Annotated in this window: 11 protein-coding genes; 2 read left to right on the top strand and 9 right to left on the bottom strand. The window is 69.5% G+C overall.

Annotated features, from left to right (window positions below):
- Position 1 precedes the first annotated feature (1 nt).
- Both J4H86_RS23270 and J4H86_RS23265 read right to left on the bottom strand, forming a co-directional pair.
- Complete coding sequence (locus J4H86_RS23270; protein ID WP_236540349.1) at positions 2-2,257, bottom strand: HAD-IB family hydrolase; 2,256 nt, start codon at positions 2,255-2,257, stop codon at positions 2-4.
- 288 nt (positions 2,258-2,545) lie between these two features.
- A complete protein-coding gene (locus tag J4H86_RS23265; protein WP_236540347.1) occupies positions 2,546-3,376 on the bottom strand; it encodes a hypothetical protein in 831 nt (276 codons plus the stop codon).
- Between the two features lie 405 nt (positions 3,377-3,781).
- Between J4H86_RS23265 and J4H86_RS23260 the strand changes: the two genes are divergently transcribed.
- Entirely contained in the window at positions 3,782-4,552 is a 771-nt protein-coding gene (locus J4H86_RS23260) for an EI24 domain-containing protein (RefSeq protein ID WP_236540345.1), read from the top strand.
- Positions 4,553-4,643: 91 nt separating this feature from the next.
- On the opposite strand, the gene J4H86_RS23255 is transcribed toward J4H86_RS23260, so the two are convergent.
- The 3 genes from J4H86_RS23255 to J4H86_RS23245 all read right to left on the bottom strand — a co-directional run bounded on the left by J4H86_RS23255 (position 4,644) and on the right by J4H86_RS23245 (position 7,708).
- Positions 4,644-5,762, bottom strand: coding sequence for a D-alanine--D-alanine ligase family protein (locus J4H86_RS23255; protein ID WP_236540343.1), 1,119 nt, complete (start codon positions 5,760-5,762; stop codon positions 4,644-4,646).
- A 145-nt stretch (positions 5,763-5,907) separates the two neighbouring features.
- Positions 5,908-6,921 carry an NAD(P)H-dependent glycerol-3-phosphate dehydrogenase gene (locus tag J4H86_RS23250; protein ID WP_236540342.1) on the bottom strand — a complete coding sequence of 338 codons (1,014 nt, stop codon included), beginning with the start codon at positions 6,919-6,921 and terminating at the stop codon, positions 5,908-5,910.
- Positions 6,922-6,940: 19 nt separating this feature from the next.
- Positions 6,941-7,708 carry a lysophospholipid acyltransferase family protein gene (locus J4H86_RS23245; protein ID WP_236540341.1) on the bottom strand — a complete coding sequence of 256 codons (768 nt, stop codon included), beginning with the start codon at positions 7,706-7,708 and terminating at the stop codon, positions 6,941-6,943.
- Between the two features lie 310 nt (positions 7,709-8,018).
- Here J4H86_RS23245 and cofC point away from each other — a divergent pair, with 310 nt between their 5' ends.
- A complete protein-coding gene (cofC, locus tag J4H86_RS23240; protein WP_236540339.1) occupies positions 8,019-8,630 on the top strand; it encodes a 2-phospho-L-lactate guanylyltransferase in 612 nt (203 codons plus the stop codon).
- A gap of 482 nt (positions 8,631-9,112) precedes the next feature.
- On the opposite strand, the gene J4H86_RS23235 is transcribed toward cofC, so the two are convergent.
- The 4 genes from J4H86_RS23235 to leuC all read right to left on the bottom strand — a co-directional run bounded on the left by J4H86_RS23235 (position 9,113) and on the right by leuC (position 11,722).
- On the bottom strand, positions 9,113-9,391 hold the full coding sequence (locus J4H86_RS23235) for an HU family DNA-binding protein (protein ID WP_236540338.1): 279 nt from the start codon (positions 9,389-9,391) through the stop codon (positions 9,113-9,115).
- A gap of 78 nt (positions 9,392-9,469) precedes the next feature.
- Positions 9,470-9,712 carry an SCO5555 family protein gene (locus tag J4H86_RS27735; RefSeq protein ID WP_449451339.1) on the bottom strand — a complete coding sequence of 81 codons (243 nt, stop codon included), beginning with the start codon at positions 9,710-9,712 and terminating at the stop codon, positions 9,470-9,472.
- Positions 9,709-10,299 carry a 3-isopropylmalate dehydratase small subunit gene (gene leuD / locus J4H86_RS23230; RefSeq protein WP_236540336.1) on the bottom strand — a complete coding sequence of 197 codons (591 nt, stop codon included), beginning with the start codon at positions 10,297-10,299 and terminating at the stop codon, positions 9,709-9,711. Before leuD ends, J4H86_RS27735 begins: the two co-directional genes overlap by 4 nt.
- Before the next feature lie 25 nt (positions 10,300-10,324).
- Entirely contained in the window at positions 10,325-11,722 is a 1,398-nt protein-coding gene (gene leuC / locus J4H86_RS23225; protein ID WP_236540334.1) for a 3-isopropylmalate dehydratase large subunit, read from the bottom strand.
- Positions 11,723-11,795: the final 73 nt, after the last annotated feature.

Below are 11,795 nucleotides of genomic sequence, written 5' to 3'. Positions count from 1 at the left end.
GCTAGGACTCTCCCGAGCTGGCCTTCCCTCCCGCCCCGTTCCGGTCCCAGTGGACCACGGCCCACTTCTGCCGCCGCGCGTGCCGGTACAGCTTGCTGTCCGGATTGACAACGGTGGGGTGGCCGACGTGTTGGAGCCAGCCGACGTCCGCGTGACTGTCGCCGTAGCCGTAGGACTGGGTGAGGTCCATGCCGTGGCGGTCCGCGTACTGGGTGAGCCACGCTCCCCGCGCCTCGTCGACGAGCGGTGGCGCGTCGAGGTATCCGGTGAGCACGCCGTCGTCCTGGTGCATGCGGCCGGCGACGACCTCGTCGAACAGCGGGGCGAGCGGCTCGACGAGCACGTCGATGGATCCGGTGACCAGCACGACGCGGTGCCCGGCCGCCCGGTGAGCCTTGGCCTGTTCGACGGCGGCGGGGAGGAGGCGGCGACGCACGGCCCGGCCGAAGGCACCGCGGACCTGGGCGCGGATCTGGTCGACCGTGAGGCCCTCGTATCGGCGGGTGAACATCCGGATGAACTCGCCACGGTCCCGCCGCTCGGTGCGCAGGTAGGAGGGGAGCGCGAAGGCGAGGCTGCCGATCTCGCGGGGCCACCGGGCCGGTGGGGTCAACGCGCGGGAGAGCCACAGGTACTGCTCGACCAGGTTCCAGTCCAGCAGGGTTCCCTCGAGGTCGAAGACGGCGAGGGCGTCGTCCCGGCCGGTCAGGGGTCGCGGCGCCTTGCGGGCGGGTCTCGCGCGCTCCATCGCCGGACGGTTCATCTCGACGATGGTCGGGATGTGGATCTCCTGCAGGTAGTGGCGCCAGTCGATCTCGGTGACGTCGAAGCCGAGGTCGAGGCGGTCACGTTCTGGGATGGAGAAGTGCAGTTCCCGGGCCTTGGTGTCGTCGAAGACGATCTCCGACTGGACGTAGGGCCGGTAGAGGTCGATCAGCTTGCGCAGGCGGCCGAGGTCGCGTTGTAGCTTGTGCACCTGGTCGGCCCAGCCCCGGGATCGGGTGGTGAGGGGGATGCGGCTGAGCGCCCAGTCCGCGGTCGCGACGAGCGCGTCGCGGTTGCGCATGGACCGGTTCACGCGGCCGTCGCCGTCCAGGTGCCACTTGGGTACGCGGATGGCCTCCCCGTTCTGGTGGAGCGGCTCCCGGGAGAAGAACTCGTACACGTGGCGGTACATCTGGTGGAACGCCAACGGCTGGCTCGCCCCGGAGCCGATGTGGAAGTAGCGGCCCTCTCCGGTGGTGGGGGGCTGCTGCGCGGCGGCGAGGATGGCGTTGGTGACGAAGTCGACGGGGATGATGTCCAGGACGCTGTCGGCGACCGCGGGAAAGTCGGTGAGGTAGCCGCGCCCGTAGGCGAGGATGAGGGGGTCGGCGACCTTGAACCCGTCGATCCACCCTGGATAGGGGTGACGCAGCGCGCTCTCGATGATCGTGGGCCGTACGACGGACAGGGATTGGCCGCGTCCCTGCCAGAGTTCTTCGGCGGCACGCTCGGCCAGGGCCTTGGTGAATGTGTAGACGTCGGTCCACCCGAGGCTCTGGGCCCGGAGACGGCCCTGTTCGACGAGGCGGCGGTCCACCCACTCCTGGCGGGCGTCCTCGGTGGCGCGGGTGACGGCGAGCGGGCCGGCCTTGCCGTGTTCGGAGCGGGCGCGTGCGAGCAAACCGCGCAGGACACCGCCGCTGCGCGACGCGTGTTCGGCGCTGCGGCGGGCGGCGTGCGCCGCGTCCCGCTCCTCGCGCCAGTTCACGTCGTGGACCAGGGAGCGCTCGGGGGTGATGCCCTTGCGCAGGCCGCCGACGTAGGCGGTGGACACGTGCACGACGTGCGGGGTCGCACCCGCCCGGTGCAGCGCCTCGTAGAGTCCTACGGCTCCGCCGACGTTGGTGTCGAAGGCCTCGTCGATCCGGGAGTCGAACTTCACCGCGGAGGCGCAGTGGATGACGGTGTCGATGTCGGAGGGCAGCTCCGGCGGGTTCGCCAGATCCCCGGCGAGAACCGTGACCTGCTTCGCCGCCAGTCGATCAGCCTCCTCGGGGCCGATCTTCTCGCGCCAGCGCTCGAACACCGGGTTGCCCAGCAGCGTGTGAAAGCGTTCCTCGGCGGACCGGTCCCCCTGGGGCCGGATCACCAGCGAGACCCGACAGTCCGGGTGCCCGGACAGCAACCGCTCCAGGACCGCTTGGCCGAGCAGGCCGGTGGCGCCGGTCAGGAGAACGTGGCCGTGCGAAAGAGGGGTCCTCGGTGTGATCATTGGTGGCACTCCTGGGGGACAGCGGGGCTATCGCCGGCCACCGTCGCGCCCGAACGGGTGTGGACACGAGCGGGGACAGTGTGTGCCAGGAGATTCGTCGGTCCCGACGGCTCACGTGAAACCCCCGACGACCTCAGGGTCATCGGGGTGTGCGTCGGAGCTGCACCCAACTCTCCCAACAACACGCTCAAAAACGAAACTTCGTTCTTTTTGTAACATACGCCGTGGTGATCCGCAATGCGCTTCACCTCGCGGCTGGACGTCTCATCGGCGATCTCGAAGTCTCTATCATGGCGCATATCGCGCGACGGTGGCCCGCATCAGGGTGAGATCCTCGAGACCGGGCAGGGAACGGATACGAGCGTCGACAGTACGCGCAACCTCGGGGTCGCGGGCGAATACACGCCGAAAGAACGCCGCGCTCTCCGCCGCCGGCTCCTCTCGCGCGCAGACCGGCCAGCGGCCGTGCCGCATCCGGGTGCGGGTGAGGCGCCGCCCCAGCGGCGATCCGGTCAGCAGGTCGCGCGCCCGGCCGCCGAAGAACGCCAGGTGCCGTGTCTTGATGTCCTGAACGACCTCGAGGATCGAGTCCAGCTCCGGATGGCGCTCCACACGCGCGATCTCGCGGTAGGCCGCACGCGTCATCCACTCATCCGCCGCCCCGACCGCCATGTGCACCGCGATCACGCTCTCGCCGAGCGTGTTGTCGGTGAAGGAGCGCCAGATCGGGGTGAATCGGTCCTGCGTCGCACGCAGGCGCGACCACGGGACGGGGGTCCGCGCGGGTTCCAGCGGAAGGTTGGTGTGGGCCTCGAAGAGGGCGTCCAGCGCGTCGGCGACCCAGTACTTCTCGAACGCCCACGTGGTCAGGAACGCCGTGACCTGTGCGTCCTTGTGCGTCGGGGTGACCAGCACCCGGCGCAGGTAGCGCATCGTCGAGCGCTCCACGTCCCGTACGTAGCGCAGCGCCCGGAGCGTGGGCGGACTGAGGGGCTTCTCGGCGAAGGCGTCGAGGGCGAGGCTGTCCCGGTGACATCCCACGGCGGTGCGGGCGAAGTGGCGGATGTCGAACGAGCCGTCGGGGCCCGTGACGGACTCGACGAGCACACCGGTCATCATTGCCCCCAATCCCCGAGTTTTCCCGACTTTAGTCGGCTGTGACTCCTTTGGGAACGGTCACCGGAAAGAGGAGATATCCGGCACACATGACACGCGAACGGCCATGATCGGCCACCGACGACACACTTGTGCGCGTCCGCGCCTTTCCCACCGAACGCCATTCGACGGTCAATCCTGTGCTGATGTCGAACCATTCATTCCGACGCCCTGACTCGACTCCTGTTCACACGCCCCACAAGGGTCACTATGTGACGCGGCGCACGAAATGAAGTTGACTAACTGGTAATGATTGGACTCCGCGGCGTGCCATTCGACCGCCACAGGCCGGACCCCACGCCTCGCCCCCGACCCAGGCGGTACGAAACGAGGAGCGTGGTCCCTCGGAACATGACCTAGTGTTCCACCATGCTGCGCGACTTCTTCTCCGGCGTCGGTGCCCTCCTCCGCGGCGCCACCACGATTCTCAGCCGGCCCCGGTTGTTCGGGCTCGGGCTGATCCCTCCCCTGGTCACCACGGTGCTGTACATCGCCGCACTGGTAGCCCTGGCCATGAACATCACCAACCTCGTCGAGGCCCTCACCCCCTTCGCCGACGGATGGACGGCGGGCTGGCAGAACACGGTGCGCATCGCCGCGGGGGTGGCTCTGTTCGGCGGCCTCGTCGTCCTGATGGTCGTCGCCTTCACCACGATCACCCTCGCCCTCGGTTCGCCGATCTACGACAAGATCGGCGAGATGGTTGAGGAGCACGAGGGGACCGCCCCGGCCGAGGTGGAGGAACCGACCACGACCGCGATCGCGCGCGGGATCCGTCAGAGTCTCGCCATCGTGCTCATGGGCTTGGTGGTGACGATCTGCGTCTTCGCGGTCGGTTTCGTGCCACTGGTCGGTCAGGTGGTCGCGACTGTGGCCTCGGCCGTGCTCGGCGGCTGGATCCTCGCCCTGGAGATGACGGGTGGGGCGATGGAACGCCGGGGACTGCTGCCGCTGCGTGCCCGGAACAGGATCCTGCGCGCGAACAAGGCGCGGGTGTTGGGCTTCTCGGTGCCGACGTTCCTGCTACTGGCGATCCCCTTCGTCGCCGTCGCCGTGTTCCCGGCGGCGAGCGCGGGCGGCACGATCCTCGCCCGCTCCATCACGCCCGACCCCACTCCGGCACCGGGTGGGACGCCGTAACGGCACCCAAGTGCCGTTACTCGGCTGACCGGCGGGCCCGTTGGGGCCGGAGCCGGGGCCGGAGCTGGATCCCGCCCCGCGCCTGAGGCCGCTAGCGCAGTCCGACTTTGCGGTTGAGGGCCGTGCGCAGGATCCGGTCGACGAGCGCCGGGTAGTCCACACCGGTGGCCGCCCACATCCGGGGGAAGGCCGAGGAGGGCGTGAATCCGGGCATCGTGTTGAGCTCGTTGACCAGGATCCGGCCGTCGTCGGCGTAGAAGAAGTCCACGCGGGCGAGCCCCTCGCAGCCGAGGGCGTCGAAGGCCTCCGCGGCGAGTCTGCGGATCTCCTGGGTGACGTCGGTGGGCAGGTCGGCGGGGATCCCGAGTTCGCTGGCCGCGAGGTACTTGGCCTCGAAGTCGTAGAACGCGTGGTTGGTGTCCATGTGGATCTCGGCGGGGACCGAGGCGTCGGGGAATCCACCGTCGAGGGACTCCAGGACGCCGCACTCGATCTCCCGGCCGGAGATACCTTCCTCGACCAGCACCTTCGGGTCGTGTTCGCGGGCGGCCTCGATCGCGGCGGTCACGGCCTCGACGTCGCCGCTGTCGTCGACCCGGCTGATGCCGACACTGGAGCCGGCGCGCGCGGGCTTGACGAAGACGGGGCCGCGCAACTGCTCGATGTCGTCGAGGACGCGTTTGCGCTCCAGACGCCAGCGACGGTCGGGGACCTGCACGTAGGGGCCGACCTCGAAGCCCTGCCCCTGCAGCAGCACCTTCATGAACACCTTGTCCATGCCGGCGGCGCTGGCGAAGACACCGGCCCCTGCGTAGCGGGTTCCGGTGAGTTCGAGGAGGCCCTGGATGGTGCCGTCCTCGCCAAAGGGGCCGTGAAGCAGGGGAAGAACGACGTCGACCTCGCCGACCTCAGTGGGGACCTGTCCCGGGGTGAGCTGCACCAGCCCGGCGGACTCCGCGTCGAAGGGCAGGGCGAGCGCGTTGCCGGTGTCGTCGACCTCGGGGAGCCGCCCCTCCTTGATCGCGAGGCTCTCGGTGTCGCCGGAGGCGAGGACCCAGCTACCGGAGCGGGTGATCCCGACGGGAACCACGTCGTAGCGCTCCTGGTCGATCGCGGAGAGGACGCTCCCCGCCGTCACGCAGGAGATGGCGTGTTCGGAACTGCGTCCACCGAACACGACCGCGACGCGCGGCTTCCTCTGCTCGCTCACGGGCCCCTCACTCACTCCGTCGTCCGCGCACGTCGCCCCGTGTTACCCGGCGACTACCCATGTTGGTCGGCACTGCCAGGAGCGACACTACCGTGCGCCCACAGGTGCCTGAAAGGTCCTGTCTGCCCGCGTCGCCCGGGTATTCTCACACTCCGTAGCGTTCGGGCTTCGCGGTGCGCGCCATGAACTGGGTCAGCGCCTGCGCGGGTGGCAGTCCGTGCACCATCATGGCGACCATGGTGTCGGTGATGGGCATCTCCACGTCGTGCTCCCGCGCCATCGCCAGGATCGACTCCGCGGACTTCACGCCCTCCACGGTCTGTCGGGTCTCGGCTGTGGCCTCGGAAAGGGTGAGTCCGCCGCCGAGCAACTCACCGAATGTCCGGTTGCGGGACAGGGGCGAGTTACAGGTGGCCACCAGGTCGCCCAACCCCGCGAGCCCGGAGAGCGTGTGCTCGTCGGCGCCCATCGCCACCGCGAGGCGCACCGTCTCGGCGAGACCTCGGGTGATGAGTGCGGCCTTGGCGTTGTCCCCCAGCCCCATGCCGACGGCGACGCCCACGGCCAACGCGATGACGTTCTTCACCGCGCCGCCGAGCTCCGCGCCGACGACGTCGGTGTGGGTGTAGGGCCGGAAGTACGGCGCCTTGCACAGGTGCTGCAGCCGCACCGCGACGTCCTCGTCCGCGCAGGCCACGAGGGTGGTCGCGGGTTGGCGATCCACAATCTCGGCGGCCAGGTTCGGTCCCGAGACCACGGCCACCCGAGATGAGGGCAGGTTCAGTTCCTCACGGACGACCTGGCTCATCCGCTGCCGGGATCCCCGCTCGATGCCCTTCATGAGGCTCACGAAGACGGTCTCGGCGCCGAAGAGCGGCCGCCACGCCCGGAGGTTGCCGCGCAGGGACTGCGAGGGAACCGCGAGGACGACGACCCCGGCCCCTGCCAGCGCCTCGGCGGCGTCGGTGGTCGCGCGCAACGTGGGGTTGAGTGCCACTCCGGGGAAGTAGTCCGGGTTCTCGTGGCGGGTGTTGAGGGCGTCGACGACCTCCGCGCGTCGCCCCCACGCCACGACCTCACTCACTCCGGCGTCGGCGACGACGTTGGCGAACGCGGTTCCCCAGGAGCCCAGTCCCAGTACCGCTACCTTCGATTCCACGGCGCCCTCTCCGTCAGTCTCAGTCGGAGGTGGCGTCGGAGGCCGAGTCGCCACGCTGCTCTCCGTTGTCGCGCTCCCGACGACGGCGCGGGTCGTACGGCTCCGCCGGGGGCGTCTCACCTCGGATCTCGGCCTGAAGATCGGTGATCGCGCGCATCACCCGGGCGGTCGCGGCACGCAGGTTCGCCGAGGTGAGCGGCTGGTCGGCGAACTCGGAGAGGTCCACGGGCGGGCCCGCCACCATGTGCACGCTCTTGCGCGGCAGCGGCCGGAAGCGCTTGGAGCCGTAGGGGAGGATGTGCTGCTCTCCCCAGTGCGCCACCGGCACCACCGGAGCGCCGGTGGAGAGCGCGAGCCGCGCGACACCGGTCTTCGCCACCATGGGCCACAGGTCCGGGTCCCGGGTACAGGTGCCCTCGGGGTAGACGATGACGGCCGCCTCGTCCCTCGTGAGCGCCACCTCGGCCGCCTTCAGCGCGTCCCCGGCCTCTGCCCCGCCGCGGTGGACGGGGATCTGGCCCAGGAGCCGCGCGACCGTCCCCACCACCGGGATACGGAACACGCCCTCCTTGGCCATGAAGGTCGGCCACCGGCCGGCCATGTAGAGGAAGTGCGAGATGGTGAGCGGGTCCGACATGGACAGGTGGTTGGCGGCGATGATCACACCCCCGCGCTTGGGGATCTCCCCCTGCCCGCCCCAGGTCCGCCGCGTCAGCGCCGTCATGGTGGGGCGTACGACACCCACGGTGATCGCCCGCATCCAACCGGACTCGCGTCGTTTCCCCATGAGAACTGGCTCCACTCCTCCGCGCCCGCGCTGTCGAACTCCCGGCACAGCCCCCGACCCGGTGGCGCGCCGCGTTCACCGGGGCGCGACGTCTGACGTCCACCGATCCGTGGACCGGTGGATCACGTCCCGAGGAACCGTGGCGGGCGACGCGCACGGTCCCTGAAGTGCTTACCGTGTGTCGAGAGCGAGTCCGGCTCCGGTGTTGGTGCCGCCATCGCCCCGACATTTCAGAGCCTATTACCCGTCGACGGGCACTGAACCCGTCAGACTCCGAGGTGGAAAAGCTGTGTGGTCGATCGTGGTCCCCGTGAAGCTGCTGACTGCGGCGAAGTCACGCCTGTCCCCTCTCGGCCACCACCGCCGCGCACTGGCCCTGGCCGTGGCCTGCGACACCGTGTCGGCCACCGTACGGTGCGACCGCGTGGCGCGCGTCGTGGTGGTGACGGACGACGGCGACGCGGCACCGCGCCTGCGTGACCTGGGCGCGCACATCGTGGCAGACGACCCCAACGCCGGCCTCAACCCCGCGCTGGCCCACGGCGCGGCGGAAGCGTCGCGCCTGCTCCCCGCTGCCGGGAGGGCGGCCCTGTCCGCGGATCTCCCCGCGCTACGCGCCGCCGACCTGTCCCGGGCCCTCGACGCCGCCGACGAGGCGGCCCAGTCCTTCGTCGCCGACCTCGCCGGCACCGGGACCACGCTGTACGCGGCCCGCAGCGGCGAGGAGTTCGCCCCGGCCTTCGGCTCCGACTCGCGGCGGCGGCACCGGGATCACGGCGTCGTGGAGATCACCCTGGACGGAATCGACAGCCTGCGCCGTGACGTCGACACCGTGGACGACCTCCGCGCCGCTCTCGTCCTGGGCGTGGGGACCGCGACCGCCGAGGCCGCGGCGCGTGCCGGGGTGTCCGCGGGGGTCTGAGACCGGCCCAACGGGTCGTGGATCGACTCATCCGTGGAGGCCTTCTGCGACCCCCAGGGCCATGCCGCCTGCGGTGGGTCGTGCACGGCCGTGGGGCTCCGCGGCCAGAAGGAGCCGGCGCGCTCCCCGTGGGGCGGACCGCCACCGGTCAGGGACAGCGAGACGCCGTTCGCACGACCCGGCGATTCATACGCTCACACGCCCCCAGATCGCGGAGTTCCAAAGTGTCGGCGACCTGGCCCCGCGCCGACGGTGCGGTCGGGCCTCAGGAGACCGTGAACGCCCCGCGCGACCTCTGCCCCGCCACGGCACGTACTGGTGCTGGCGGTGGGGTCCCCGTCCTGCCCGGAGACGACGGGTGCGCCAGGGCGCGGGGCGGCCCGTGAGGCCGATTCCCCCAACTTCACCCCGGACATGCGACTGCCCGGGCACCACGTGCCCGGGCAGTCCGGCCTGTTCCGACCCGAGGTCGGACCGGTGGCCTACTTCCCGCCGTTCACCAGGGACTTGAAGTCAGCACCCGCACGGAACTTCGGGACGAAGCTCCGCGGGACGTTGATCGGTGCCCCGGTGGCAGGGTTGCGCGCCGTACGGGCAGCCCGCTCGGACTTCTCGAAGACGCCGAAGCCGGTGATGGCTACCTTGTCTCCGGACGCAACCGTCTTCTGGATCGTGTCCAGCACGGCGTTGACCGCCTCGGTGGCGGATTTCTTGTCTCCGAGCCGGTCGGAGATTGCGTCAATCAGCTCACGCTTGTTCATTGGTTCCTCCGGTTCCCCCTTGCTCGCTCGAAATTAGGGGAAACCAGGGGTGTTGCACAACAACCAGGCCGAGAAAATTCAGTGTGTCGGCGGGTCTTCTGCCTGCGAACGGAGCTCAGCCAAGAGGAGCTCCAAGCGTTCCGAAGCCCGCCATGGGTCTCTTTTGATGGATTCACCCACCACCAAAAGCCTACGAATGACAACAATCCGGACTCGCTCTGGCAGTGACTCCGCCAATCGATGCGCGACCCGGAGCCGTTCTGCCAAATCTTCGTAAAACTCCGGATCCGCAGGAGGTTCAGAGCGCGCCCGGCGTGTCACTGCGTGACCGGGAGCCAACCTGGACGCTGCGCTTCGTAGTCAGAAACCCGGTCGGCGTGACGCAGCGTGAGGGCGATGTCGTCCAGTCCCTCCAGCAGCCGCCAGCGCGTGTAGTCGTCCAGTTCGAACGACTCCCGTACGCCGGGTGCCCGAACCTCGCGCTCCACCAGGTCCACGGTGACCTCGGCTGTGGGATCAGTCTCCACCAGCTCCCACAGCCGCTCCACCACGGTCTGGTCCAACTGCACGGCGAGGAGACCCCCCTTGAGGGCGTTGCCGCGGAAGATGTCACCGAAGCGGGAAGCGATCACGGCCTTGAAGCCGTAGTCCTGCAGCGCCCACACCGCGTGCTCCCGCGAGGAGCCGGTCCCGAAGTCCGGGCCCGCCACGAGGATGGTTCCCTGCGCGAACTCCGCCCGGTTGAGCACGAACTCGGGGTCCTTGGCCCGCCAGGCCGCGAAGAGACCGTCCTCGAACCCGGTGCGGCTCACCCGCTTCAGGTAGACCGCGGGGATGATCTGGTCGGTGTCGACGTTGCTGGCGCGCAGCGGAACGGCCTGACCGGTGTGTGTTGTGAACTTCTCCATGATCAAAAATCCCTCGGTGTCGTGATCACAGGTCGGCGGGCGAGGAAAGACGGCCGGTCACGGCGGTCGCCGCGGCGACGAGCGGTGAGACGAGGTGGGTGCGTCCGCCCTTGCCCTGTCGGCCCTCGAAGTTGCGGTTGGAGGTCGACGCGCTGCGCTCCCCCGGCTTGAGCTGGTCGGGGTTCATGCCCAGGCACATGGAGCAGCCCGCCTCGCGCCACTCCGCACCCGCCGCGATGAACACCTGGTCCAGGCCCTCCTCGTTGGCCTGCTCCTTGACGCGCATGGAGCCGGGGACGACCAGCATGCGGACGTCGTCGGCCACGGTGCGGCCACGGAGGATCTCGGCCGCCGTGCGCAGGTCCTCGATCCGGCCGTTGGTGCAGGAGCCGAGGAACACGGTGTCGACCTTGATGTCACGCAGGGGCGTGCCGGGCGTGAGGTCCATGTACTCCAGCGCCTTCTCCGCCGCGGCGCGCTCGGTGGCGTCGGTCATCGCGGAGGGGTCGGGCACCTGGCTGTCCAGCGGAAGGCCCTGGCCGGGGTTGGTGCCCCAGGTGACGAAGGGGCTGAGCTCGGAGGCGTCCAGGACGACCTCGTGGTCGAACTCCGCGTCGTCGTCGCTGCGCAGGCTCTCCCAGTGCGCCACGGCCGCGTCCCAGTCGGTGCCGGTGGGCGCGTGGGGGCGTCCCTGGACGTAGTCGAAGGTGGTCTGGTCGGGGGCGATCATGCCCGCACGGGCACCGGCCTCGATCGACATGTTGCAGACCGTCATCCGCGCCTCCATGGAGAGCTCGCGGATGGCCTGGCCCCGGTACTCGATGACGTAGCCCTGTCCGCCACCGGTGCCGATCTTGGCGATGACGGCGAGGATGATGTCCTTCGCCGCGACACCGTCGGGAAGGCTGCCGTTGACGGTGACGGCCATCGTCTTGAACGGGGCCATCGGCAGGGTCTGCGTCGCCAGCACGTGCTCGACCTGGCTGGTGCCGATGCCGAACGCCAACGCGCCGAACGCGCCGTGGGTGCTGGTGTGGCTGTCCCCGCAGACGATGGTCATCCCCGGCTGGGTGAGCCCCATCTGCGGGCCCACCACGTGGACGATGCCCTGGTCGATGTCACCCATCGGGAAGAGGCGCACGCCGAACTCCGAGGCGTTCTTGCGTAGCGTCTCGATCTGGGTGCGCGACACCTTGTCGGCGATCGGGCCGAGAATGTTCTCGGTGGGGACGTTGTGGTCCTCGGTCGCGACCGTGAGATCGGGGCGGCGCACCGGCCTGCCGGAGAGCCGCAGTCCTTCGAATGCCTGAGGGCTGGTGACCTCGTGCACGAGGTGCAGGTCAATGTAGAGCAGGTCGGGTTCTCCGTCCGCACGTCGGACGACGTGCTCCTCCCAGACCTTCTCGGCCATCGTGCGAGCCATGTTTCGACGCCTCCTCGCGTCCACCGGGTGGGGGTCTCATCGACCGCTTGCGTTCCAAATAACGAGACGGCAG

This window comes from Spiractinospora alimapuensis, from assembly GCF_018437505.1.
GTDB lineage: Bacteria > Actinomycetota > Actinomycetes > Streptosporangiales > Streptosporangiaceae > Spiractinospora > Spiractinospora alimapuensis.
Note: the sequence above shows the minus strand (reverse complement) of the source record. Positions and strands in the feature narration are given on the sequence as shown.